Below are 24,073 nucleotides of genomic sequence, written 5' to 3'. Positions count from 1 at the left end.
ACCTCCTTGGTCCGATCGCTGAGTGGTCCGATCGATGGCTCCTGACAACCTAACGGGTGCGAGACTGTCGGCATGACGCTTCACATCACCGGTGATGAGACCGCGGATCAGCTGCTCACCGACGATCCGCTCGCGTTGCTGATCGGGATGCTGCTCGACCAGCAGGTCGCGATGGAGACCGCTTTCGCGGGGCCGTTGAAGATCTCGGAGCGAGCCGGCACCCTCGATGCGGCCGCCATCGCGGGCTTCGAGCCCGACGCCTTCGCCGAGCTGTTCTCGGCCACCCCGGCGGTGCACCGCTTCCCCGGCTCGATGGCGGCGCGCGTGCAGTCGCTGTGCACCGCCGTCGTCGAGGAGTGGGGCGGCGACGCCTCGGCGATCTGGCGGCGCGACGAGCCCGATGGCGCCGAGGTGCTGAAGCGCCTCAAGAAGCTCCCGGGATTCGGGGAGCAGAAGGCGAAGATCTTCCTCGCGCTCCTGGGCAAGCAGTACGGCTACACCGGCGCCGGATGGCGGGAGGCGTCCGCGCCCTACGGCGAGGAGGGGGCGTTCCGCAGCGTCGCCGACATCGTCTCGCCCGAGTCGCTGACGAAGGTGCGCGAACACAAACGCGCGATGAAGGCGAAGGCGAAGGAGTCGTCGTGAAGACGACCGGCGGCGACGTCGAGGGGTACATCGCCGCGGTGACACCGGAGCGCCGTCGGCGGGACGCCGAGACGCTCGTGACGATGATGCGCGAGATCTCCGGCCGGGAACCGGCGCTGTGGGGCACGATCATCGGCTTCGGCAGCTGCCACTACCGCTATCCCACCGGCACCGAGGGCGACATGCCGCTGCTGTCGTTCGCGCCGCGCAAGGCGTCGACCACGGTCTACGTCGACGCCGTCGCGGCGCACACCGACGATCTGGCGAAACTCGGGCCGCACACCTCGAGCGTGTCGTGCATCTACCTGACCGACCTCGAGAAGGTCGACCTCGACGTGCTGCGACACATCCTGGTGCAGAGCTTCGCGTCGGTGACCAGCGGCGGCGGCGAGTACGCCGCCATCACCGTCACCGGCTGAGCCGGTCACCGGCGAGCAGTGTCACCGGCTGAGTCAGGCCCCCTTCAGGCGCTCCGCGAGGTAGGCACGCAGGCCCTCGAGAGGCACCCGCTCCTGACCCATCGTGTCGCGATCGCGGACGGTGACCGCCCGGTCCTCGAGCGAATCGAAGTCGATGGTGACGCAGAACGGCGTGCCGATCTCGTCCTGTCGGCGATAGCGACGACCGATCGCGCCGGCGTCGTCGAAGTCGACGTTCCACTGCCCGCGCAGGTCGTCGGCCACCTCGCGGGCGATCGGCGAGAGCTGCTCGTTGCGCGAGAGCGGCAGCACCGCGGCCTTGACCGGAGCCAGGCGCGGATCGAGGCGCAGCACGGTGCGCTTGTCGGTACCGCCCTTGGCGTTGGGCGCCTCCTCCTCGTGGTACGCATCGACGAGGAACGCCATCATCGACCGGGTCAGACCGAACGAGGGCTCGATGACGTACGGGGTGTACTTCTCCCCCGAGGCCTGATCGAAGAAGGTCAGCGACTGGCCCGATGCCTCGCTGTGGCTCTTGAGGTCGTAGTCGGTGCGGTTCGCCACGCCCATCAGCTCGCCCCACTCCTTGCCCGGGAAGCCGAAGCGGTACTCCAGGTCGATGGTGCCGGCGGAGTAGTGCGCGCGGTCCTCGGCGGGCACGTCGAAGCGACGCATGTTCGCCTCGTCGATGCCGAGGTCGACGAACCAGCTCCAGCACGCCTCGACCCAGTGGTGGAACCACGTCTCGGCCTCGGCCGGCGGGGTGAAGTACTCGATCTCCATCTGCTCGAACTCGCGGGTGCGGAAGATGAAGTTGCCCGGGGTGATCTCGTTGCGGAACGCCTTGCCCACCTGGCCGACGCCGAACGGGGGCTTCTTGCGGCTGGCGGTCAGCACGTTGGAGAAGTTGACGAAGATGCCCTGCGCGGTCTCGGGCCGCAGGTAGTGCAGCCCCGACTCGTCGTCGACGACACCGAGATACGTCTTCACCAGACCCGAGAACGCCTTCGGCTCGGTGTACTGCCCCTTCGTGCCGCAGTTCGGGCACGGCACCTCGGCCAGGCCGTTCTCGGCGGTGCGGCCCTTCCGCGCCTCGAAGTCCTCGATCAGGGTGTCGGCGCGGAAGCGCTTGTGACACTGCAGGCACTCCACGAGGGGGTCGGTGAAGGTGGCGACGTGGCCCGACGCCTCCCACACGCGCTTGGGCAGGATGACGGAGGAGTCCAGGCCCACCATGTCGCCGCGTCCGCGGACGAACGTCTGCCACCACTGGCGGCGGATGTTCTCCTTCAGCTCGGTGCCGAGGGGCCCGTAGTCCCACGCGGAGCGCGATCCGCCGTAGATCTCGCCCGCTTGGAAGACGAACCCGCGATGGCGAGCGAGGGCGATGACTTTATCGAGACGGGACTGGTCGGGCACCCGTCGATTCTAGTGAGCCCTATCGGACGAACGAGATCGACAGCGGGTAGGTGTACCACTGACCACGGTTGGCGGCGACGGCGGCGATGATGCAGAACACGATGTTCAGGACGTAGGCGGCCAGGATGACGAAGAGCCCGATGAGGAAGAAGGTCAGGATGCCGCCGACGAGGTAGGCGATGATCAGGGTGAGCTGGAAGTTCAGGGCGGTGGCGGTGTGCGCCCGCACGAACGGTCCGCGATCCCTGAGCACGAGGTACCCGATGAGAGGGGCGAGGAACCCGAGGAAGAGTCCGCCGAGGTGGACGAGGGTGGCCCAGAGCTTCTCATCGGAGGGGCTCATCGGTTCGGCGGCGGGCGGGACGGGCGGCGGCGTGGTCATGTTCCTAGCATCCTGTCGAGGTTGACGGCGGCGGTGATGAGGGCGAGGTGGCTGAACGCCTGCGGGAAGTTGCCCAGCTGCTCCCCGGTGAGGCCGATCTCCTCGGCGTAGAGGCCCAGGTGATTGGCGTAGGTCAGCATCTTCTCGAACGTCAGCCGCGCGTCATCCAGTCGGCCCGACCGGGCGAGGGCGTCGACGTACCAGAAGGAACAGAGGGTGAAGGTGCCCTCCGACCCGCGCAGGCCGTCAGGCGATGCCGCCGGGTTGTAGCGGTAGACGAGGCTGTCCGAGACGAGCTCCTCGTCCATCGCCCGAAGGGTCGAGAGCCACAGGGGATCGCGCGGCGAGACGAAACCTGTCCGCGGCATGACCAGGAGCGATGCATCCAGCACATCCGTCCCTTCGTGCTGGACGAAGGCGTGACGCTTGTCGTCCCAACCGGCGGTCATGATCTCGGAGTAGAGCGCGTCGCGCTCGGTACGCCACCGGACGATGTCGGCGGGTTTTCCGATCGATTCCGCCAGACGGATGCCGCGGTCCAGCGCCACCCAGCACATCAGGCGCCCGAAGGTGAAGCGCTGGCGTCCGCCGCGGGTCTCCCAGACTCCTTCTTCGTCTCGTTGCCAGTTGTCGCACACCCAGTCGAGCATGCGGGCGACCTCGGTCCACCCGCGGTGCGAGAGCATCAGGCCGTGGGCCTGGGCATGGGCGATGGAGTCCATGACCTCGCCGTAGATGTCCAGCTGCAGCTGGTCCTCCGCCCCGTTTCCGATGCGGACCGGTCGGGAGCCCCGGTAGCCCTCGAAGTTCTCGAGCATCGTCTCGTCGAGGTCGTGGGTGCCGTCGACGCGGTACATGATCTTCAGCGGACCCGACTCGTCACCGACGCTCTCCTTGACCCGATCGGCGAGCCACGCCACGAAGGCCTCCGCCTCGTCGGCGTACCCGAGCGCGAGCAGGGCCGAGACGGAGAACGACGCGTCGCGGATCCACGTGTAGCGGTAGTCCCAGTTGCGCTCGCCGCCGACCTGCTCGGGCAGTCCGGCAGTGGGTGCGGCGACCATGGCCCCGGTGGGCGCATAGGTGAGGAGTTTCAGGGTGATGGCCGAACGTGTGACCACTTCCCGCCATCGACCGCGATAGGTCGATCGGTCCACCCACTCCCGCCAGAACCTCTGGGTGCGTCGGAACATCCGGTCCAGCTCACCGGCCGGCACCCGCTCGGCGCGGGCACCGCCGGTCTCCAGGAGCAGCCCCGTGCTCTCACCGGCGCGGAGCTCGCCCCGGATGCGGAGGGCGCCGTCGACCATCTCCAGGTGGCCGGCGGGAGCACCGTCGCGCTCGATGACGTCGCCGACCCGGTGGACGGTGAGAGTCTGGCCGGCTCCGCTGAACACCACACCGTGATCGGGCGAGGCCTCGATGCTCTCGGGGTGCTGTCCATATCCGAACCGGGGCCTCACCTCGGCTTCGAACTCCATCGCACCGCGCACGACGCGGATGAGGCGTGCGATGCGGTGACGCTGGGTATGCCCGCGTCCCGCGATCGGCATGAAGTCGACCACCTCGCCGACGCCGTCCTCGGTCATGAAGCGGGTGATGAGGATGGCGGTGTCGGGAAGGTAGAGCTGTCGGGTCACGACGTCGTCGGCGATCGGCCGGATGCTGCAGAAACCACCCGTCTCGGCGTCGAGGAGCGACCCGAAGATGCTCGGGGAATCGAACCTCGGCGCGCAGAACCAGTCGATCGTGCCGTCGGTGGCCACCAGCGCGGCCGTCTGCAGGTCGCCGATCACGCCGTGGTCGGCGATGTTGGGGTAATCCGCCATGAGGCCCTCCCGTCGGGTCCATCGTGTCAGCTGGGAAGCCCGAAAAGGAGAGTTCTCTCATCTGATTGGAAGGCGGTTTCGCGGTTGTCTAGGCTGTGGAAGTCGTTGTCAACGGTTCGGGGAGGTACGCGATGAAGTTCGCGATGGGGGCTGACACGCTGGGCGTGCTGGGAAAGGCGACCTCCGGGTCGAGTGACGAGCTGGCACTGCTGGTGCGGCAGCTGCTCGAGGCGGCGGAGCCGCTGGAGGGGCAGTTCCAGGGCGCGGGACGCGTGGCGTTCGACCGTTTCAAGGCCCGCACCGACGCCATCTCCGGCGAGCTGAAGCTCGCGCTGGACGGCGTTCTCGGCGGTATCGCAGGGATGGACCGGTCGTTCCAGGAGGGTGAGGCGTCGATGGTCGACTCCACCACCAGCCTGGAGTCGGGTTCATCGTTCGACGCGGCGCGCTTCGGCGCTCGATGACGAGGGGGATCATCATGGCGAATCAGGGTGACCGCCGGGATTACAGCATTCCGGCATCGCAGAACGCACAGGACAACTTCAACCGCGTGGCCGCTCAGCTCGAGACGCTGATCGACGCGCATGACCGCGACGTGAACGCCGCGATGGCCGACTACGCCGCCGACGGCGTGTCGGAGGACTACCGCGCCAAGGAGCTGCGGTGGAAGAACGCCGCGGGCGAGGTGCGCTCGATCATCCAGACGCTCCGGTCGTCGCTGGAGCGCAATGACGAGTCGGCGCAGACCGCTCTCAGCAAGGCGCGTACCGCGGTCGAATCCATCGGCTGAGGAGGCTGACCTGTGACGGGCTGGAGAATCCAACCGTCAGGGGTCGTCGCCGTACTGCAGGACGTCAACGTCGATGCCGAGGCCCTCGGCACCGCGCTGAACAACCTCAGTCCCGCCCTCGAGGGGGCGGTGACCGCCTCGCAGTCGGCCGCGATCGCTGAAGCGGTGCAGTCGTACTTCCAGATTCAAGAGGGTCCCCGCATCCAGGGGATGAGCACCCGGATCGGCGCGGCCGCGACGGGTGTCGTGAGCGCGACGGAGGCCTACGTGCAGGGCGACCTGGACATGGCGGCCCACGCGCAGTCTGCGGCCCACGCGACGGTCTACCCGCCCGTGCTGCCGCCGGGGGTGATGTGACAGATGCCGAGTGCCATCGATCCGGACGCGATTCCGGGTAAGGACATCGATCCGGACACCATCGAGCTCCACGCGGGCACGGTGAACACGGTCTCCGGTCAGGTGCGCGACCACGGCGCCGCGGTGCACACGAAGTGGCAGGGGATGGCCGCGGTGTACGAGGCGCCCGAGTCGGGCATCGTGCTCGACCTGATGCAGCCGGTGAACACGCAGTCCACCCAGGTCGGCGACAACCTGTCGGTCGTCTCGCAGGCGCTGACCGGGTTCGCCGAGGCGGTGCGCCCGATCAAGGCAGCGCTCGACCAGCTGCGGCTGGACGCCCAGGCGTTCCGCGCCGAGATCGCCGGTGGCGTCCAGGTGCAGGAGCTGAACCCCGCCTACACGGCGTACGGGTCCTACGGCACGACCGCGGCGTCGTACTCGGGCTCGTGGAACGCCTACGGAGCGGCCGGGTCGACGAGCTCTGCTGAGCCGGTGGAGCAGTACCGGACCGTCACGAAGGAGTGGCACGAGGTCCAGGAGTACGTCGACCGCAACAACGACCTCATCGCTCAGGTGAATGCGCAGCAGGTGCTGCTGTGGGAGGCCGAGCGCGACTGCGCGAACAAGATCCGTGCGCTCTACGGCGCCGATCCGCTCCGGGCCGCGCAGTCGGAGGACGACGCCCTCGGCTACGGCATCGAGGAGATCCCCGAGGGCACCGAGATGCCCTGGGGAGCCGAGGTCGAACGCACCGAGGGCTGCGGTGAGGCGACGGCGAAATTCGTCTTCAAGGACTTCCTCTGGGAGGGCATCGCCGTCGGCGGCATCTGGGGCACGGTGGAGGGCCTCGGCACCCTCGTGCTCGGGTACAACCCCGCGACCGGCGACTTCTTCTCGGGCGACGCCTATGGCGCGGCCTGGGGGAACCTCGGCAATCTGCTGTTCGCCGGGATGGCCAACGGCGGGGTGCTCGCGCCCATCTTCCACGCCGACACGCTCATGCAGCAGTTCGGCGGCGACGGGTTCCTTCCGCAGGAGGTGCGCGACTTCAAGGCGCAGGCCGATGAGGCCGCGATCAACACCGGCAAGGCGCTCATCGCCTGGGACAAGTGGGCCGATGACCCGGGCACCGCGCTCGGCGAGTCGGTGTTCAACGTCGGCACCGCCCTCATCCCGGTGGGCGGCGCGGCCGTCGCCGGTGTGAAGACAGCCTCGACGGCAGCATCCGTCCTCTCTCGGATGGCGCGGGTCGCCGACTTCGTCGACCCGGCCGCCTGGGCCGTGAACGGCACGATGCGCCTGGGAAGCGCCGGGCTCGGGAGCCTGGACAACCTCATCGGGCGCCTGGACAACGCGCCCGTCGACGTGAACCTCGGCCCCGTCGAGGTGTACACCGCCACCGACTCGGCGTCGGCGATGCGCCTCCTCGACGAGGCCGGTGTCGACCCGCAGAACGTCTTCGCCCGGGTCGATGAGACCGGCACGCCGGTGCTGGAGTTCCCCGGCGGTGTGATCGAGATGCCGGCGGGTTCGTTCGACAACGCCGCAGGCGGTGGCGTGCGCGGCGGCGACGGCGGCGCCGATGGATCCGTCTCCGCGCCCGTGCGCGAGCCGGAACTGGTGAACGCCGGTGGCGTGCGCGGCGAGACCGGTCCGGCCCCGGTGAACGCGATCGTCGACGAGGCGCCCGTTCGCACCGAGACCGGCGGGTCGGGCGGGTCGGGCGGCGACGCGAACACCCCCAGCGGAGGGGGTGCAGGATCGGGCGACGGTTCAGGACCGGGCGACGGTTCGCCACCGGTCGATCGTGGCGGCGAAGGCGACGGCTGGACGCAGGGCCCAGAGCACCGCGGGGGAGACATCGATCCCCAGTACGGCGAGCCTCGCGCCGATCACGGCACGCTGGCCGACCAGTACGCGCCGCCGGCAGAGGTGCCGGCGGACATCCGGCACCTCGTCTCCGACCCCGAGGCGCCCTACGGTCGCGGCTCGGACGGGGAGCCGTACACGCGCGCCGAGTGGGAAGAGCGGTACATGGGTCCGGACAACCGGCCCATCTACCCCGGCAACGACGGGGCGGTTCCGGGTTCCCGGGTGTCGTACACCGACATGGAGGCGTTCCACCGCGACTACGGCGACACGATCGACCGCTTCGGGGGGAGCGGTGGCGCCTACCTCTCGCCGGAGGGTGTGCTGTTCGAGCAGCGGGCGTTGCCGGGCGGCAACCTCAACGCCGGGTACCACGTGTTCCGCCTCACCGATGAGCTTCCTCCCGGGGTCCACATCGAGGTCTCCGAGGTCGCTCCGGCGTTCGGTCAGCCGGGCGGCGGCATCCAGCTCCAGTTCGTCGACGACGTCGACGGTGTTCTGAGCGTCGAGCAGCTGCTGTCGAACGACTACCGGATCATCGAGTCGACGACCCCGACGGTGCCGGACGGCGTGGACGCGGGGGCAGGTTTGCGCGAGGGCGACAGCGATGCTGCGGCAGCAGCCGACCCGGCATCAGAGATCGCGTTCATGGCCGAGTCGGACTCGACCGTCTTCCGTGAGCCGGAAACCGCCACGGATGGCGGCGGAGGGGACGGAGAGGGTTCGCAGACGTCGGTGGCCGTGCCCGATCCGGAGTACCGTCCTTTCCCGACGGGGAGCGCGCAGCCGGCAGTCATCGACTACACCCTGGCGGACCAGAACATCCTCGGCAGGCTCGATCCGGCGACAGGGCCGGACAACGCCACGTTCTGGTCGGGCCGCGTGTTGGATGAGGACGGCGTCGTGATCCCGGACGCCGCGATGAACGGCGCCGCGGACTTGACGACGCGGACGCACGGCTCGACCCTCGAACAATTGTTGGAGAAGCAGGGCCTGCTCGACGACATGCCGGACGACTGGTTCGACCCCGCCACCGGGGCCACGTGGCGCGCCGTATCCGAAGCACTCGCGAGAAACGCGTCAGGCGACGTGCGTGCGTATCTCGGCGACGTCCGCGAAGGATCGGTGTGGAACGAAGTCGAATTTCCGACGCTCATCCAGAATCCGGACGTGACCTCTGTGACCGTCATCGACGCCCGAACCGGGGAGGTGTTGTATGTCTACCGACGCTGATCGAGGCACGAACCCGCTTCTCGACGACGCCATCGTGGCCTATGTCGGTCGCGGATCGCACAAGATCCCCACCGCCGATGAAGCAGCGGTTCTGGCACTCGATTCGGAGCACGGAGACGAGCTGCTTCGCGACGTGAAACGCGCGCTCGCGGTGTCCGATCAGATCGTTGTAGACGGACCGGCATCGAGCGAGGTGAAACGAGCCGCAACGGAAGCGCACCGGGAGTCGCTTCCGGAGCTGGGGGATGGTGCTGTGGAAGCGCTCGTGTGGCGGTGGGGATTCATCCGATTTCACGGTTGACAGCGAGTGGGGCTGCGGTCGGTCGGCAAAGGGCAGCGCAGAGCCGACCGGGGCGGGCTGCGCTTCCTGAAAGACGTCCTTTCCCCTGGCGCCTGACCTCGACTGAGCATGGCTGTTGAGATGGATGCGGCCGAGGCGCAGCGTATCGCGCGCCGATTACTCGCCGACGCAGAGGAGCACGGCGGGGTTTCGTGCGTCCTCGTCGGCGATCCGGAGGACGACGGGCGCTGGTGGGTGTAGGCCTTTCAGAGTCGGGCCCTTATCGAGTACGGGGACGAGGACGCAGCTCTGGCCGGCAACGGTCCGATCGTCATCCCCAAGGATGGATCGACGCCCTTCCGGCTCTCGAGCGCAGAGCCCGCGCACGAGCAGATGAATCGGCTGAGGACTGCAAGAGGAGAGGTGTGAGGTGGACCGAGACGAGCGAATCCTCGTCAGCCGGTGGGCTGTGAGCGAGCTGTGGTGGACCGCGGCGGGAATGTGGCTGCGAACCCATGACCGGCCGATCGGTGAGCTCGATGACGGCGAGGTCTTGCGCTGGTTCGGCGACGAGGCGTTCCGACGTCGGGACGCGATTCTCGCGACCGGCGCGGACGCGTTCGAGCCCGAGCTGACCGAGCTGCTGGGCCGTCGCGTGCGAGACGCGGTCGCTGCCGCCGGATGGACGATCACTGCCGACGACCCCATGAACTTTCGTGCAGAGCGGGCGCACGAGATGATCTCCGTCGTGCCGCACGCGGGGCGGAACCCGACACTGGAGGTGTCGTCGCCGTTCGGCACCGACACGGTGTCGAACCTCTCGGTCGCCGAGGGCAAGGTCCTGGATTGCGCGCTCGGCGGTGCAGTACCGACGAGTGACGCCGCCTCGTGAGCGCGCGGATGGCTGAGGAAGCTCGCCGACTCGTCGAAGCCTCACTCCAGCAGTCGACGGCCGAGGACGGTATCGACCGCGTCGTCCTCGGTGATCCGGTCGAGTCGGGTCGGTACTGGGTGTTCTTCTCCCAGGGGCGAGGGTACGTCGAGAGCGGCGACGTCGACGCCATGCTGATCGGGAACGCGCCGATCGTCGTGCCGAAAGACGGTGGGGCGCCGTTCGCGCTTCCCTCGGTTCGCGACGTGGACACACAGATTCGAGCGCTGGCCTCGGAGGACTCCCCGACCGACTCGTCTACTGCATGAGGAAGTCGTTGACCCGCTGAAGTCCGAGGCCGGCGACGTAGGTGTAGCGTTTCGCGTCCGTGCGTTGACGGAAGGATGCGTGGTGTCCTCGGGCTTCGACGTGGTATCCCTGATCGGTCCGGGTGACGGTGGTGTCGGGTGCGGGGTCGGCGGGGAAGACATCTCCGAGCCCACGATCGGCGCGCCAGATCGATGCCAGGCAGACGGCGAGGAACGCCTCCGCTTCTGATCGTGCCGAGAAGCGCCCGAGCGTTGCCCACTGACCCCGACTCTGCTTTTCGACGGTGAACCCCTCGCTGTCCTCTCGGATGGCGAATGCCGTCTCCAGATCGCCCCACCCGACCAGGAACGTCCCGTCGTCCGTCATCGGGAGGTAACCCAGGCGGTCAGCCCACAGCGCGAGAATTCCAGCGTCATCCACACTCCTATTCTGACGGCGAACGGCATTCCGGCCGTGTGCATAGGCTTGTCGGCGATGTCCTGCGACGAAAGAGGAGACCGATGACGCCCGAGACCTCCTGGGCGGACGTTCGCACCACCCTGCGCGAGAACGGTGTTGCCGACCGTGCTGTCCTCCTCCCCGCGGATGACGGGGTGCCGTGGGAAGGGGCACTGGTCGTCGCCGACGCCGGTGACCGGTGGACCCTCGCCACCGTCGACTACGGAACGTCGCGCGTCCTGCTGCGGCGCCCATCGGCGGCGGAGATCGTCACCGCGCTGTTCCAGTACGCCCTGTCGCCGCTTCCCGAGCCGCAGGGACTGCCCGACAGCGAGCGGGAACGGCTTCTCACGTGGGCCGCCCCGCATGTGATGGATCTCGCCGCTCGCGGCGTGAAGGACACCGTGATCGACCTGCCCGCCGGTCTGCTGGTCGATCGGATCGGAGCCCTCGACGGGTTCCTCCTCTACCCGACCGGCACGTCGTTCGAGGCGCGTTCGCTACCGGTGACCGCCCTGGATCAGCCCCTCCAGTCGTTCCTCACGACGGCTCCCATCCGGGTCGCCGCCACCGTCACGCCGCCGTGGTTCGGGCGAGAAGGGGGCGGCATCCGATTCGCGGTCCAGGATCCCTCCATGGGCATCCGCGACCTCGTGCGAGAAGGACAGCTGCGGCGGATCGCGACCCCGTGAACACGCCCGCGGGGGATGTCGTCGGCGCAGCCGACGCACGCCGTATCGCTCTTCGGATGCTGGCCGAGGCAGAGCAGCGCGGCGGAATTCCGTGCGTCCTCGTCGGACAACCCGAGGACCACGGACGCTGGTGGGTGCAGGGGTATCAGAGCCGGGCCTTCATGGAGGACGGAGACGTCATGCAGGCGCTCGCCGGCAACGGCCCCTTCGCGATACCCAAGGACGGCTCAGCACCTTTCCGATTGGGCACCGCGGAACCAGCCGGAGTTCAGCTCGCGAGGCTGAGGGAGCGGGAGTCATCCTGACGGCGGCCGCGGCGGTGGCCGGACAGGGAGCGACAGGTAAGCCCCGACTAGGATCGGAGGGTTCGCCGGAACGGGAAGAACGCAAGAACAGGATGACCACACAGGATTCGCTGCGCTTGGCCGACGTCGACCCCCTCGTGCTCACCGCCCGCGCTCGCGCCGGCCAGCTCGCCGGGGCGATCTTCATCGACCTCGCCGCTCCCCTGGTGGCCGCGATCGGCGGCATCCTCGCTTTCGTCACGGGAGCCCCGGCCCTCGGCACCGCGCTTGTCGTCATCACCGCGATCCTCGTCGCCGTCACGGCCTGGCAGTTTGCTCGCAGCGGCCGCGCCCTCGGCGGCCTGGCCGTCGGGCTGCGCACCGTCAAGGCGTCCACGGGCGCGGCCGCAGGCGGCTCGTTCCTGCCGGCGCTGCTGCGCGGACAGCTCGAGACCTTCGACCTCCGTCGGGGCCGCGACCCGTTCGCGCCCGCTCTGGCTCCCGTCACCTTCCCCCAGGCGCCGGCACCGGCGCCCCGGCCCCGATCCGCCGCGCGCGGGGGCGTGCCGCTCGTGCGCCTCGACTCCGGCGAGCGCCTCTCCCTCGAATCAGCGCTCATCCTGGGGCGCACGCCCACCGCTCCCGCCGATGCGCCCGCCGAAGCGTTCCAATGGCCCGACCTCTCGCGCTCGCTGTCGAAGTCGCACGCCCGCCTGGAGTGGGACGGCGCACGCCTGTGGGTCACCGACCTCGGTTCCACCAACGGCACCTTCATCCGCACGGCCGGCAACCGGCATCCGCTGATCGCCCACCAGCGCACCCCGCTCCCGCTCCCCGCCGAGATCGACCTCGGCGACCGGAGCCTCTCGGTGACGGAGGCGCGATGACGCTGACGATCGACCATCCCCTCGCCGACGCGACCGGCGAGGGCTGGGTGCTCACCGAGATCCACAGCGAGGTGCTGAGCCTCTCGCAGGGGCTCAGCGACCTCCTCGGACGCACCGCCACCGAAGGCCGCAGGCCGCTCCTGGTCTCGGGCGAGCACACCCGGATGACCGAGCCCCTGGCCGAAGCACTGTCGTCGACGCAGGGGCACTGGATCATCCGCACCCGCACCGACGGCTTCTACGACGCCCGCTCCGGCGCCCGCCTCGACACCCCCGACGCCGCCCTCTCCCTGGGCGGCCCCCTCGACCCTGCCCGCGTGCACCCGGCCTTCCTCCGCGCCACGATCCGAAGCCGCCTGCAGCTCGTCGTCTCGGTGTCCACGCGCCACCGGGTGAGCAGGCCCGTACGCCTCGGCGGCGTCCTCGACGCCGTGTCGGAGGTCGTCACCCAGGCGCCGCCCACGCACTGGGGCGCCCTCGAACCCCTGCTCGCAGCGTGGGACCGCGACGATCTCACCGAGCGCACCCGTCGGCGCATGCCGAACGACAGCCGCTGGATCGCCGTCTCCGCTTCTTCCCGACCCCTCGTCGGCACGCTGCACATCAGCCGCACCGGTCAGGGTCTGGAGGAGACGACGCGGGTCGTCGCAGACGTCGCCGGAGCGGATGACGCGGCATCGGCCGATCTCGCCGGGCTCGCCCGCCGGTCGCTCGCGGCCGCGGCGACGGTCGGCATGCCGCTCATCGGCGTGGTGCTCGGCTCGATCGGCTCGCCCGACCTGGCCCGCCGCGCCACCGCCTCGCCCGCACCCGAACCCCTGGCGCTGCTCGTCGGCCCTCCGGGGGTCCGCGCCCTCGGCGTCGACGCCGCCGGATGGACCGCCGAGGTCGGCGGCACCACGGTCGGCAGCCCGCGCCTCCCCGGCGCCCTGATCCCCCTCGGCTCGATCGACGGCGGCGGATGGCAGCGCCTGGACGAGGTCGTCGCCCCGCTCGACCGCGAACGCCTGTGGCGCCTCCTGGGACTCTCACCGGCCGTCGCCCGCCTGTTCTTCGAACGCGGAGGTACCCCCGATGCCTGATCAGAAGGACGCCGTGCTCATCGAGCAGGCGAAGATCCAGCGGATGCGACTGGGCTCGGCCCTCCTCTACGGACACATCGACGAACGCCGCACCGTCAACGACCACATGAAGCGTCTGATCGGCTCGATCATCGTCGCCGCGATCGCCTGCGCGGTGTGCGCGGGCATCTCGTTCGTCAGTCAGCTCCTGGCCGACCAAGCCGCCGCCCGCGAGCAGGCGAACGCGTCCGGAATCGTCCTGCCCTACGCACCGGAGGCCCTGTGAGCATCTACACCCGCGTCACCGTCGCCGGCGCCCACGCCCGCGCCGAGCTCGTCGTCCCGAGCGACGAGTCGCTCGGATCGGCTCTGCCGCGCCTGCTCGATCTCCTCGGCGAGACCGAGGGCACCGTCGCGCGCCCGCTCACCCTCGTCGCCCCCGACGGCGAACAGCTCGACATCGCCCGCACCCCCACGCAGCTCGACCTGCTCGACGGCACCCTGCTGCGCCTGGAGCGCCTCGAGGCAGCACCGCCCTCGCCCGTCGTCATCGACGTGACCGATGCCGCCGCCGACGCCCACGACAGCCGCCCTGACCGGTGGGACTCCCGCGCCCGCGCACTGGCGGCCGGCACCGGCATCGCGTTGGCCGTCGGCGGCGGCGCCCTGCTCCTGCCCCTGCCGGGCGACGCGGCCGCGGCGATCCAGATCGCGGCGTTCGTGATCCTCCTCGCCACTGCGGCCGGGCTCGGGCTCGGCGGGATCCGTCGGGTGTCGGCCGCCGTCGGGGCAGCCGCGGCAGGAATCGCGGCCGTGCTGGCCATCGCCGCCGCCACCCTCACCTCCGATCTGCTCCTGGGTGCCGCGGTCGGACTCGCCACCGCGTCCACCACCGTCCTCGTCGCGATCGGCGTCGCCCGCCGGTCGCCCGGAGCCCTCGCCGGCGGCGCACTCGGCGCGGTGCTCGGCACGCTCCTGCTCGTCCTTCTCATCGCGGGCGTCACCGACCCCGCCGCCGCCGCGATCACCGCGGTGGTGGCCGCCTTCGTCACGGGGCCCCTGCCCTGGATCGCCCTGTCGGCCGCCGGGCTCACCACCCTCGACACCCAGGCCGCCGCCGGCGACCGCATCGGCCGCGACCGGGCGTTCTCGGCCATCGACGACGCCTACGCCGCCCTCACCTGGAGCGTGCTCGCGGTCGCAGCCGCCCTCGCCATCACCGGGGTGGCACTCGTCCTCGCCGATGCGCTCTGGCCGGGACTGGTCGCCCTCGCCATCGCGGCCGTCGCCGCGCTTCGCTTCCGCGCCTTCCCGCTCCGCGCGCAGGGCTGGGCGCTCTGGGCGGCTGTCGGCGCGATCGGGCTCACCGCGTTCCTCACGCAGCTCGCACCCCTCGGCTGGATCGCCCCCGCCGTCGGTGTCGCCGTCGCCGCCGTCATCGCCACCGCGAGCATCGTCTCGCCCAAGCCCGCCGCTCGCGCGCGCCTGCGCGGGCTCGGCAACATCCTCGAGACCCTCGCGGTCGTCTCCCTCCTGCCGCTGCTCCTGGGCGCCCTCGGCATCTACGACGAACTCCTCGGCATGTTCGGCGGCGGCTCATGAGTCAGGGTCTCGCCTCGATTCCCCGCATCGTCTTCGGCAGCGCCACCGCCGCGCAGACCGTGCTGGCGACGCAGGATGCCGCGATCCGCGCGCCCCTGTCCACGACGCGTCGCATCGGGTTCCTCTCGCTCGCGCCGCACGCGTCCGTCACCCCCCTCGCCCTGCAGGTCACCCGCGCGATCACCGCGCGTCGCCCCGAGTCGGTGCTGACCGTCGACGCCACCCCCGACGGTGACCTGGCCCGGGCGCTCGAAGTCGCCGAGACGGCACCGAACGAGACGCGCGCGGGGGCGCGGACGACCGCCGAGGCACTGACCGGGCTCGAGGATCGCCGCGGCATCGTGGGCCTCCGCCCGCCCGCCACCGGCGACCCGGTGGGTGCGTGGCTGGCTGAAGCGGCACCGATCACCCGGTTCTTCGATGTCGCCGTCACCGATTTCGGCGCCCACCACCCCCTTGCCGACCTCGGTTCCTGCGCCGCGCTCAGCGATGTCGTGTGCCTCGTCGCCGACGCGTCCCGCGCCGCCGCCGAGAACGCGCGTGCGGTCGTTCCCGCGATCCAGGCGCTGCCCGAACAACCCGCCGTGGTTCTGGCCCTCACCGAAACCGACCCCGACTCCTCGGCGGTGGCGCGAGCGATCGCGGCGACCTCGTCGCATCCGGTCGTCTTCATCCCGCGCGCTCCGCGGGCCGCACGGCGCGCCGTCCTGAGCCTCGCCGCAGCCCTCGTCGCCGGCGGACGGGAGGTCATGGCATGACCCTCCGCGTCATCCACCGCCCCGCGCGCCTCACCACCCCGGTCGAGCCGCCGGCCGAGATCATGCTCGCCCCGCCACCGCCCCTCGGCGAAGGGGCTTCGGGCTTTCCCATCCAGTCGCTCCTGCCGGTCGTGGGCAGCCTGTCGTCGATCACGATGATCGTGCTGCTGCGCAACAACCCGATCATGGTCGTCGTCGGCGCGGTCATCCTCGTCGTTGCCCTCGTCGGCGGCGTCGGCATGGCCTTCAGCTCGCGCGGCAACGCCGCGCGCCAGCGCCGACTCCAGCGCGAGCGCTATCTCGACTACCTCGAACGCACCCGCGGCGAGGTGCGCGAGCTCGCCGACGTCCACCGCGAGGCCTCCCTCGCCCTCCACCCGGCCCCCGCGACCCTGGTCGAAGTCGCGCTCAATCCCGCGCGACGCTGGGAGCGCCGGCCGGGCGACGCCGACTTCCTCCGCGTCAGGATCGGCACCGCCGACCTGCGCGCCGTCGATGTCTCGCTGCCGCCGGAACAGAATCCGGTGCAGCCGTTCGACCCGGTGATGCGCGAATCGGCCGAGCGGATGGTACGCCTCGCCGGTCTGTCGCAGGGGATGCCGGCAGAGGTCGACCTCGAGCGGGGCGGCCAGGTCTCGATCGTCGGAGACCGCGAGACGGCCCTCCAGGTCTGCCGCGGGATCGCCGCGCAGATCGCCGCGCTCCACTCGCCCGACGACGTCCACCTCGCCGCCGTCCTCCCCGCGCGCGTGCGCGACGAGTGGCGCGGATTCGACCTGCTGCCGCACGTCGCCGCGAGCGACATCCCCGCCGGCGCCCTCGCCGCACGGCGCATCGCACCGTCGCTGCCGGAGCTCCTCACCCTCCTCCGCGACGAGCTTCGCGACCGCGCCGCCGCCACCGCCGCGGCCCGCCGCGCCGGGCGACGCACCAAGCCGGGTCGTCTCGTCATCTTCATCGACGAGGACGGAGGCTCCGCGACCGCGCTCCCCCGCATCGACGCCGCGTTCGACCTGGCCGACCTCGGTGTGACCGTCGTCCACATCGTCGACGACCGGCTGAAGGAGCCCTCGACGGTCTCCACCCGCGTCACCCTTTCGGGCGGGACCGCCACGGTGGAGACGCCGGGAAGCGGCGACCCCGCCGTCACCGATATCCAGCCCGACCCCGTCGACATCGCTCTGCTCGAGGTGATCGGGCGCCCGCTCGCGGGCCTCCGCCTCACCCGCACGAGCTCCACCGACAGCGGCACCGTCCTCGCCCCCGATGTCACCGAGCTGCTCGGGGTCGCCGACGTCGACACGATCGACGTCGCCTCAGCCTGGCGCCCCCGAAGCGCCGGAGACTTCCTGCGCGTGCCGATCGGCATCGACGACCGCGGCGCCCCGGTCCTGCTCGATCTGAAGGAATCGGCGCAGCTCGGCATGGGCCCCCACGGCATCTGCATCGGCGCGACAGGGTCGGGAAAGAGCGAGCTGCTGCGCACGCTCATCCTCGGACTCGCCCTGACCCACGCCCCCGACGATCTGTCGATGATCCTCGTGGACTACAAGGGCGGCGCGGCGTTCGCGCCGTTCGCCCCGCTTCCCCACGTCGCCGGCATCATCGACAATCTCGCCGACGATCCGCAGCTGACCGAGCGCGCCCGCGCGAGCATTCAGGGCGAGGTGGTGCGCCGCCAGCGCCTGCTGAAAGAGGCCGGCAACGCGGCATCCATCGGCCACTACCGCCAGCTGCGTCGCGAACGCGACGATCTGCCGCCGCTGCCGCATCTCTTCCTCGTCATCGACGAGTTCGGCGAGCTCCTCACCGCCGAGCCCGACTTCGTCGAGCTGCTCCTCACGATCGGGCGCATCGGTCGATCGATCGGCGTGCACCTGCTGCTCTCGAGCCAGCGCATCGAGGCGGGGCGCCTGCGGGGCCTGGACACCTATCTGTCGTACCGCATCGGCCTGCGCACCTTCAGCGAGGCCGAATCGGCCGTCGTGCTCGACAGCCCCGACGCGTTCCACCTGCCCGCCATCCCCGGGTTCGGCTATCTGAAGGTCGACACCTCGGTGTACACGCGATTCCGCGCGGGCTACGTCTCGGGTCCGGTGCCGGAGCGGATCGAACGCGGCCCCGAGCGTGAGGTCGCGCCGCCGGTGCTGCCCCTCCCGCCCTACGACCTCCGCGCCCTGGACCCCGACCCCGGCGACACCGCCGGGCTCGACAGCTCGCAACCCGAGGTTCCGGTCACCGGGCGCACCCTCGTGCAGGCCGCGACCGAACGCGTCGCCCGCGGGGTCGCCCGCACCCGCCCGGTGTGGCTTCCCCCGCTCCCGCCGGTGCTCACCCTCGGCGGCGTGCTTCCCAGCAGCGAAGGCGAAGCCGTCGCCGGCACCCTGAGGGCACCCATCGGTCTGCTCGATGACCCGAGCCGGCAGCGGCAGGAGCCGTGGCTGCTGGATCTCACTCGCTCGGGCGGTCACGTCTCGATCATGGGCGCCCCGCAGTCGGGGCGCTCGACGTTCCTGCGAACCCTCGCGACCGCGCTCGCCTTCACCCATTCCCCGCGCGAGGTGAGCGTCTACGGCATGGACCTCACCGGCGGCGGGCTCGCGCGGATCGAGCCCTTCCCCCACGTCGGCGGCGTCGCGACCCGGGGACACCGGGAGCGCCTCGGGCGGCTGCTCGAAGAGCTCACCGGCATGCTCGCCGTCCGGGAACGGGTGTTCCGCGAGCAGAACCTCGACTCCCTCGCCGACATGCGCCGCCAGCACGCCGCGGGGCGGCTGCCCGAGCTGCCGAGTGCCGACGTGGTTCTGCTCGTCGATGGCCTCGGAGCCGTCCGCACCGAGTTCGAAGACCTCGAGGCACCCATCGCGCAGCTTCTCGAGCGTGGCGGCAGTTTCGGGATCCACGTCGTGGTGACCCTGTCCCGCTGGAACGAACTGCGGATGAACCTGCAGAACCTCGTCGGCACCCGACTGGAGCTGAAGCTCAACGACCCGGCCGACTCGCAGATCGCACGCAAGCTCTCCACCACCCTCCGGGCCGACGAGCCGGGCCGGGTGCTCACCGACGAGAAGCTCTTCGCCCAGATCGCGCTGCCGCTTCTCGAGGAGGCCGAGGACGATGACATCGGCGCCGCCCTCGAACGCATCGCCCGAGAGAGCGCCGCGCGGTGGGAGGGCCCCGAGGCTGCACCCATCCGGCTGCTTCCCGAGGTGCTCGAGCCCGCCGAGCTTCCCGACGCCTTCGACGAGCCCGATGCGATCCCGTTCGGCATCCGCCAGGACACCATGCAGCCGGTCGCCCTCGACCTCGCCACCGGCGACCCGCACCTTCTTGTCTTCGGCGACAGCCGCTGCGGCAAGACCACGACCCTCCGAGGCATCGTCCAGGGCGCGATCGACCGGTACTCTCCCGAGGAGCTCGTCGTCGGTCTTCTCGACGCACGTGGCGAGCTCGCCGCGGACGTACCCGACGCCTACCTCGGCGGACACGCCACCTCTGGCCGTCAGGGACGTCAGCTGGCGGAGTCGATCGCGACCGAGCTCGAGAAGCGCGCGATCGACCGCTCCGCGCCGGGCCCGCGCATCCTGGTCGTCGCCGACGACTTCGACATCCTCGCCGCCGGGGGTACCGAACCCCTCCGCCCGCTTCTGCCCTACCTCGCGTCGGCGCGTGACCTGCGCCTGAACGTCGTGGTCAGCCGGCCGGTCGCCGGAGCCTCGCGCGCGATGTTCGACCTGGCGCTGCAGGGCATCCGCGACACGGGCGGAACGGCGCTGATCATGTCGGGCGACCGCGCCGAGGGACAGCTGCTCCCCAAGCTCTACGCCGAGCCGATGATCGCCGGCCGGGGGCGCCTCGCCCGCCGCGGCGAGCGGCCGACCCTGGTGCAGGTGGCCCGATTCGATGCCGGTGCGGCCACCCAGGCGAAGCCGGCGCCGACCGAGACACCGGTTCCGGCGGGGTCCTCCGCGCCGGCGGAGAACGATCCCGGCGAGCCGGGTCCGCGACGCCGACGGAGGATGTCCGATGCCTCGTAGCAGCGTGGTGCTCACCCCCGAGCCGGTGGATGCGGCCGCGATCGGGCGGGCCGCGGCATCCGTCCACGACCGGGTGACCGGCGGCGACGGCGCCCCTTTCAAACTGCGTCCTCTGGATGACGGCGCCGTCCTGCAGGTCGTCGTCGACGACGTCGTGGTGCTGTCGGTGCTGAGACCGCGCCTCGCGCCCGAGGACCGCGAGCGCGAGCGCGTGCTGCCGGGCGTGACGGCGCCCGAGATCACGCGCTGGTGGACCGAGGCGTACACCCCCTGGCATGCCGGGGGCGCGCTGGGCGTGGCGATCCTCGACGCCCTGGACGGGGTCGCCATCCACGGCGGGGTGGGGCGCGAGGACTAGGGAGTGCCGGCGAATCCGCACCAGCTCGACACCCAGGTGAGGATGTCGCCACGCAGCGCGTCACCGACGAAGAGCTCGATCTCACCGGGGTCGCCCGCGAGGGTGAGCCGGACGTCGAAGATCGTGCCGCGCTTGTCCTCCTGCACCGCGTGGGGGTCGCAGCGCGAGGGGAGGATCGGGATGTCGACGACGATCGGCGCGATGTCGTCGGGCGCCACCGTCACATCGAGCGGGAACGCGCCGTCGACGGTCGCCGGGCCGAAGTCGAGCAGATTGGTCGCCTGCACCGCGACGAGCGTCGCGCTGCCGCCGCCGGTCGGGGTCACGGTCAGCTCGAGGCGGGCCGGCTCTCCCGTCGGTGCGGGCATGAACCCGGTGAACGCCAGCGTCGCGGCCTCGGCGAGCGCGGCGGCCCGGCATTCCCGCTCGTGCAGTGGCGCGAGGAAGCCCAGCGGGTCGTCGGCCGTCACCCGGGCGGTTCCCGCAGCGCCGTCGACGGTGAATCCGAGCGCGACGGTCGGTTCGGAAGGCTCGACGTCGTCGCGTGCGCACGCGACGTCGGGGAGCTGCACACGGATGTCGACTTCGCCGCCGGCGGGCACGCGGCTCGTGCGTCCGGGCAGCACGCGGGTCGCCGGGGCGACGAACCGGGGATCGTCGACGGCGACGTCGCCGATCTCGAGGTCGGCGTCACTGCCGTTGACGATGTGCACCTGCGCCTGACGCACCGCGACATCGGCGCGCAGCTGGACGATCTCGACCGCGACGCCCTCGGGGAGTGCGGCCGGGCCCGGAGAGGCAGCGTCACCCGGTTCGACGCCACCGGCGCAGCCGGTCAGGAGGAGCCCGACGGTGAGGGCGACCGAACTCCTGCAGAATCGGCGATGACGGGGCTCCCGCTCGGCGTGTTGACGGGGTCGACCACCGAGATGCAGGAGTTGGGGACGCCGCATCGGCGTTACCTCCGGATCTCGACCCGCTCCGCGGTGACCTCGTCGAGGAACCCGCGGTCGATCTCGACCCCGAGGCCGGGGCCGGTCGGCACCCGCACGTGCCCCTCGTCGAGGACCGCAGGCTCGGTCACGATGTCGCGGTGGTAGAAGCGGCTCGCCGCCGACACGTCCCCGGGAAGGGCGAAACCGGGAAGAGCGGCGAGGGCCGCGTTCGCGGCCCGGCCGATGCCGGTCTCGAGCATGCCGCCGCACCAGACGGGTACCCCCGCGGCCACGCACAGGTCGTGGATGCGCACCGCCTCGAGATACCCGCCGACCCGGCCCGCCTTGACGTTGATCACCGACGCCGCCGCCAGCGCGAGCGCGTCGCCGGCTGCCTTGGCCGAGACGATCGACTCGTCCAGGCAGATCGGCGTGCGCACGCGCTCGGCCAGCACGGCGTGGTCGACGAGGTCGTCCTCCTGCAGCGGCTGCTCGATGAGCAGCAGGTCGAAGGCGTCCAGCGCGGCCAGGGTGTCGATGTCGGCGAGCGTGTACGCGGAGTTGGCGTCGACCTGCAGCGGCACCTCGCCGAACGCGTCGCGCACGGCGGCGGTGTCGGCGACATCCCGACCCGGCTTGATCTTGATCTTGATGCGCACGTACCCCTCGGCGAGGTAGCCGCTGACCGCGTCGACGAGCGCCGCGGGGTCGCGCTGCAGCCCCACCGAGACGCCGGAGGGCACCCGGTCGACCGCGGCCCCCAGGAACGCACCCAGCGAGCGCGTCTCCGCCCGCAGGGCCGCGTCGAGGACGGCGAGTTCGAGACCGGCCTTGGCCATGCGGTGTCCGACGATGGGCGCGAGGAGGCTCGGCACCTCGTGCGGGGCGACCCGCGCCGGCTCGAGGAGGGCCGGCGCGAGGAAGCGCGTCGCGACGTCCCATGCGCTCTGGGTGTACTCGCTGGAGTAGAGCGGCGCCGCCCCCGTGACGATCTCGCCCCACCCGTCGCCGTCGGCGGTGAGAGCACGCACGATGATCACCTCGCGCACCGTCTCGGTGCCGAACGAGGTCGTGAAGGGCGCGACCAGCGGCAGGTGCACCACGCGCAGCTCGAACCCCTCGAGAGAGACGGATGCCGCGGGCTGAGCGATGGGCATGCGCTCAGCGTACGCCCGGTCTCAGACGGCGCGCGGGGCGATGAGCGGACGGAAGGTCGACCGCGCGCGGCGCGGGCGAAGACGCCGCGCCATGCGGGCGGTGAGGCGGCGCGCTGCGCCGTCTGCGGTGGGCGGGAACGGAGCGGTGGTCGGAAACAGTGCGGTACGCAGATTCATGTCGGACTCCCCTGTCTGGTGACGCCCCCCGCGTCACCAGAAGAGAGTCACCACGCGGCCTGCTGATACGCGAACATCACGGCCTGACCAGCAGGTAACCGCGCGGCGCGTCGAATCCGCCGATCACGAGGCCGTCCGCGAGGTGCGAGACGAGCGCCGCCCGCACGTGCCGCCGCCATGCGGCCGCCTCAGCTGGGGTGTCGCGACGGATGGCGGCGATGTCGGGCGGGACCGGCACCTCGGCGACAACCCGGTCGTCGGTGGGTGTCGGCACCGGTGGCGCCGCGAGCGCCCACGACACCAGGATCCGATCGGTCTCGTCGCCCCGGTTGACCCCGTCGTCCATCGCGCCGTAGTGGTTCACCAGGTAATCCGTCACCCGCGTGCCGAGCACCTGGAGGTTGAAGTGGGCGTTTCGCGCGACGAGGGGGTCGAAGGTCCAGGTGATGTGGCCGACGTCGCGTGCGAGCGCCCACTCGCGCTGATGCTGCTTCAGGATCCGCCCGAGGCCCTGACTCTGATGGCCGGGCAGGACGCCGGTGATGTGCGAGTGCATCGAGCGGGCGGCGGGCGCAGCGAAGAAGGCGACGGACGCGCCGACCATGTGCTCGTCGGCGTAGAGGCCCATGGCGTAGTTGCCGGTGTGGGCGAGCGCGCGCAGGAGGTTCGGCGGCATGCCCGACCGGTCACCGCCCCACACGTCGGAGAGCACCGCCGAGGCGGTGTGGACGGCCTCCACCGTGTCGAGCGGGCGAAGGGCGATTCCGGGCGGAGTGGGAACGGATGCCTCGGCCATGGCCTCACCCTACTCGCGCGGTTCTTCTCCCCGTCGATGGGTGCTCCAGTACTCCAGCGACACCCCGGCGACGGCCTCGCCGTCGAAGATGACCGAGAGGCTGCCGACGAGGACGGCGTCGTTCAGCCATGCCCACGGCGAGCCGACCGGCGCCTCGATCTGCAGGGCTGTGATGCCCTCGGGCCCCGCCGGGCCGGGGGTGAGAACACCCTCGTTCCGCACCGAGAGGACCGTGCCGTCGGTGAGGCGCAGCAGGTAGCGGGCCGACACGGTCTCGGTGCCGTCGGGGCGGCGCAGGTTCCAATCCGCGCCGAGCGGCAGCACCTCGCCGAAGAGGACGGGGCCCGACACGGCGCCGGTGCCGATCGGGATGATGCGCCGCTCGCCTCCCGTCACGGCGCCGGCGAGGACGGAGGCCTCGACGGGCACGCGCAGCCGTGCGAGGAGACGTAGCTCGAGGGGCGGGTTCATCGGATCGAGCATGG

The 24,073-nt window shown here is 70.9% G+C and carries 28 protein-coding genes; 19 read left to right on the top strand and 9 right to left on the bottom strand.

The features are described 5' to 3' along the window. Positions 1 to 72: 72 nt before the first annotated feature. Positions 73 to 645: an HhH-GPD-type base excision DNA repair protein gene (locus FBY40_RS04270; RefSeq protein WP_141936681.1), complete on the top strand. Its 573-nt coding sequence runs from the start codon at positions 73 to 75 to the stop codon at positions 643 to 645. Next, a complete protein-coding gene (locus FBY40_RS04265; RefSeq protein ID WP_141936678.1) occupies positions 642 to 1,064 on the top strand; it encodes a DUF1801 domain-containing protein in 423 nt (140 codons plus the stop codon). The genes FBY40_RS04270 and FBY40_RS04265 overlap by 4 nt, the downstream gene beginning before the upstream one ends. Before the next feature lie 33 nt (positions 1,065 to 1,097). Here FBY40_RS04265 and FBY40_RS04260 read toward each other — a convergent pair whose 3' ends face one another. Genes FBY40_RS04260 through FBY40_RS04250 form a run of 3 tightly spaced genes read right to left on the bottom strand, consistent with a single transcriptional unit; the run spans position 1,098 to position 4,694 of the window. Beyond that, positions 1,098 to 2,483 (bottom strand): glycine--tRNA ligase, encoded by a 1,386-nt coding sequence (locus FBY40_RS04260; RefSeq protein ID WP_141936676.1) that lies wholly within the window; start codon positions 2,481 to 2,483, stop codon positions 1,098 to 1,100. Between the two features lie 19 nt (positions 2,484 to 2,502). Continuing rightward, the gene (locus tag FBY40_RS04255) at positions 2,503 to 2,865 is read right to left on the bottom strand and encodes a DUF4870 domain-containing protein (RefSeq protein ID WP_235014556.1); all 363 of its coding nucleotides are present in this window, start codon (positions 2,863 to 2,865) and stop codon (positions 2,503 to 2,505) included. Further along, positions 2,862 to 4,694 (bottom strand): glycoside hydrolase family 15 protein, encoded by a 1,833-nt coding sequence (locus FBY40_RS04250; protein ID WP_141936674.1) that lies wholly within the window; start codon positions 4,692 to 4,694, stop codon positions 2,862 to 2,864. Before FBY40_RS04250 ends, FBY40_RS04255 begins: the two co-directional genes overlap by 4 nt. A gap of 131 nt (positions 4,695 to 4,825) precedes the next feature. Between FBY40_RS04250 and FBY40_RS04245 the strand changes: the two genes are divergently transcribed. The 8 genes from FBY40_RS04245 to FBY40_RS04215 all read left to right on the top strand — a co-directional run bounded on the left by FBY40_RS04245 (position 4,826) and on the right by FBY40_RS04215 (position 10,405). After that, positions 4,826 to 5,158, top strand: a complete 333-nt coding sequence (locus tag FBY40_RS04245; RefSeq protein ID WP_124291784.1) for a hypothetical protein — start codon at positions 4,826 to 4,828, stop codon at positions 5,156 to 5,158. A 14-nt stretch (positions 5,159 to 5,172) separates the two neighbouring features. After that, on the top strand, positions 5,173 to 5,484 hold the full coding sequence (locus FBY40_RS04240; protein ID WP_124291785.1) for a pore-forming ESAT-6 family protein: 312 nt from the start codon (positions 5,173 to 5,175) through the stop codon (positions 5,482 to 5,484). Between the two features lie 12 nt (positions 5,485 to 5,496). Continuing rightward, the gene (locus tag FBY40_RS04235) at positions 5,497 to 5,841 is read left to right on the top strand and encodes a DUF6507 family protein (RefSeq protein WP_141936672.1); all 345 of its coding nucleotides are present in this window, start codon (positions 5,497 to 5,499) and stop codon (positions 5,839 to 5,841) included. 3 nt (positions 5,842 to 5,844) lie between these two features. Next, positions 5,845 to 8,925, top strand: coding sequence for a TNT domain-containing protein (locus tag FBY40_RS04230; protein ID WP_141936670.1), 3,081 nt, complete (start codon positions 5,845 to 5,847; stop codon positions 8,923 to 8,925). After that, on the top strand, positions 8,909 to 9,226 hold the full coding sequence (locus FBY40_RS04225) for a hypothetical protein (RefSeq protein WP_141936669.1): 318 nt from the start codon (positions 8,909 to 8,911) through the stop codon (positions 9,224 to 9,226). The genes FBY40_RS04230 and FBY40_RS04225 overlap by 17 nt, the downstream gene beginning before the upstream one ends. A gap of 108 nt (positions 9,227 to 9,334) precedes the next feature. Next, complete coding sequence (locus FBY40_RS17645; RefSeq protein WP_268815529.1) at positions 9,335 to 9,466, top strand: hypothetical protein; 132 nt, start codon at positions 9,335 to 9,337, stop codon at positions 9,464 to 9,466. A gap of 169 nt (positions 9,467 to 9,635) precedes the next feature. Continuing rightward, positions 9,636 to 10,097, top strand: coding sequence for a hypothetical protein (locus FBY40_RS04220; protein WP_141936667.1), 462 nt, complete (start codon positions 9,636 to 9,638; stop codon positions 10,095 to 10,097). Between the two features lie 8 nt (positions 10,098 to 10,105). Continuing rightward, on the top strand, positions 10,106 to 10,405 hold the full coding sequence (locus FBY40_RS04215) for a YrhB domain-containing protein (protein WP_141936665.1): 300 nt from the start codon (positions 10,106 to 10,108) through the stop codon (positions 10,403 to 10,405). Here FBY40_RS04215 and FBY40_RS04210 read toward each other — a convergent pair. Continuing rightward, positions 10,395 to 10,826: a hypothetical protein gene (locus tag FBY40_RS04210; RefSeq protein ID WP_160141344.1), complete on the bottom strand. Its 432-nt coding sequence runs from the start codon at positions 10,824 to 10,826 to the stop codon at positions 10,395 to 10,397. The genes FBY40_RS04215 and FBY40_RS04210 overlap by 11 nt on opposite strands. An 80-nt stretch (positions 10,827 to 10,906) precedes the next feature. Here FBY40_RS04210 and FBY40_RS04205 point away from each other — a divergent pair, with 80 nt between their 5' ends. The 9 genes from FBY40_RS04205 (at position 10,907) to FBY40_RS04165 (ending at position 20,523) form a co-directional block, all read left to right on the top strand. After that, positions 10,907 to 11,536 carry a TNT domain-containing protein gene (locus FBY40_RS04205; RefSeq protein ID WP_160141343.1) on the top strand — a complete coding sequence of 210 codons (630 nt, stop codon included), beginning with the start codon at positions 10,907 to 10,909 and terminating at the stop codon, positions 11,534 to 11,536. Beyond that, a complete protein-coding gene (locus FBY40_RS04200) occupies positions 11,533 to 11,841 on the top strand; it encodes a YrhB domain-containing protein (protein ID WP_141936660.1) in 309 nt (102 codons plus the stop codon). Before FBY40_RS04205 ends, FBY40_RS04200 begins: the two co-directional genes overlap by 4 nt. A gap of 92 nt (positions 11,842 to 11,933) precedes the next feature. After that, positions 11,934 to 12,707: an FHA domain-containing protein gene (locus FBY40_RS04195; protein WP_141936657.1), complete on the top strand. Its 774-nt coding sequence runs from the start codon at positions 11,934 to 11,936 to the stop codon at positions 12,705 to 12,707. After that, positions 12,704 to 13,789, top strand: a complete 1,086-nt coding sequence (locus FBY40_RS04190) for a DUF6177 family protein (RefSeq protein ID WP_141936655.1) — start codon at positions 12,704 to 12,706, stop codon at positions 13,787 to 13,789. The genes FBY40_RS04195 and FBY40_RS04190 overlap by 4 nt, the downstream gene beginning before the upstream one ends. Then, complete coding sequence (locus tag FBY40_RS04185; RefSeq protein ID WP_141936653.1) at positions 13,782 to 14,054, top strand: hypothetical protein; 273 nt, start codon at positions 13,782 to 13,784, stop codon at positions 14,052 to 14,054. Before FBY40_RS04190 ends, FBY40_RS04185 begins: the two co-directional genes overlap by 8 nt. Next, entirely contained in the window at positions 14,051 to 15,370 is a 1,320-nt protein-coding gene (locus tag FBY40_RS04180) for an EsaB/YukD family protein (RefSeq protein WP_141936651.1), read from the top strand. The genes FBY40_RS04185 and FBY40_RS04180 overlap by 4 nt, the downstream gene beginning before the upstream one ends. After that, positions 15,367 to 16,128, top strand: coding sequence for a hypothetical protein (locus FBY40_RS04175; RefSeq protein WP_141936649.1), 762 nt, complete (start codon positions 15,367 to 15,369; stop codon positions 16,126 to 16,128). The genes FBY40_RS04180 and FBY40_RS04175 overlap by 4 nt, the downstream gene beginning before the upstream one ends. Then, a complete protein-coding gene (gene eccCa, locus FBY40_RS04170; protein ID WP_141936647.1) occupies positions 16,125 to 20,165 on the top strand; it encodes a type VII secretion protein EccCa in 4,041 nt (1,346 codons plus the stop codon). The genes FBY40_RS04175 and eccCa overlap by 4 nt, the downstream gene beginning before the upstream one ends. Continuing rightward, a complete protein-coding gene (locus tag FBY40_RS04165; RefSeq protein WP_141936645.1) occupies positions 20,155 to 20,523 on the top strand; it encodes a hypothetical protein in 369 nt (122 codons plus the stop codon). Before eccCa ends, FBY40_RS04165 begins: the two co-directional genes overlap by 11 nt. Here FBY40_RS04165 and FBY40_RS04160 read toward each other — a convergent pair. The 5 genes from FBY40_RS04160 to FBY40_RS04145 all read right to left on the bottom strand — a co-directional run bounded on the left by FBY40_RS04160 (position 20,520) and on the right by FBY40_RS04145 (position 24,071). Continuing rightward, positions 20,520 to 21,476 (bottom strand): hypothetical protein, encoded by a 957-nt coding sequence (locus FBY40_RS04160; RefSeq protein WP_235014554.1) that lies wholly within the window; start codon positions 21,474 to 21,476, stop codon positions 20,520 to 20,522. The genes FBY40_RS04165 and FBY40_RS04160 overlap by 4 nt on opposite strands. 5 nt (positions 21,477 to 21,481) lie before the next feature. Continuing rightward, positions 21,482 to 22,615, bottom strand: coding sequence for an o-succinylbenzoate synthase (gene menC, locus FBY40_RS04155; RefSeq protein WP_141936642.1), 1,134 nt, complete (start codon positions 22,613 to 22,615; stop codon positions 21,482 to 21,484). 21 nt (positions 22,616 to 22,636) lie between these two features. Then, positions 22,637 to 22,792, bottom strand: a complete 156-nt coding sequence (locus FBY40_RS17265) for a hypothetical protein (RefSeq protein WP_160141342.1) — start codon at positions 22,790 to 22,792, stop codon at positions 22,637 to 22,639. Positions 22,793 to 22,868: 76 nt separating this feature from the next. Next, complete coding sequence (locus tag FBY40_RS04150) at positions 22,869 to 23,588, bottom strand: GNAT family N-acetyltransferase (RefSeq protein ID WP_141936640.1); 720 nt, start codon at positions 23,586 to 23,588, stop codon at positions 22,869 to 22,871. 9 nt (positions 23,589 to 23,597) lie between these two features. Next, complete coding sequence (locus FBY40_RS04145) at positions 23,598 to 24,071, bottom strand: DUF3237 domain-containing protein (RefSeq protein ID WP_141936638.1); 474 nt, start codon at positions 24,069 to 24,071, stop codon at positions 23,598 to 23,600. Positions 24,072 to 24,073 lie beyond the last annotated feature (2 nt).

Origin of the sequence: Microbacterium sp. SLBN-154, assembly GCF_006715565.1 — a bacterium.
Lineage (GTDB): Bacteria > Actinomycetota > Actinomycetes > Actinomycetales > Microbacteriaceae > Microbacterium.
Note: the sequence above shows the minus strand (reverse complement) of the source record. Positions and strands in the feature narration are given on the sequence as shown.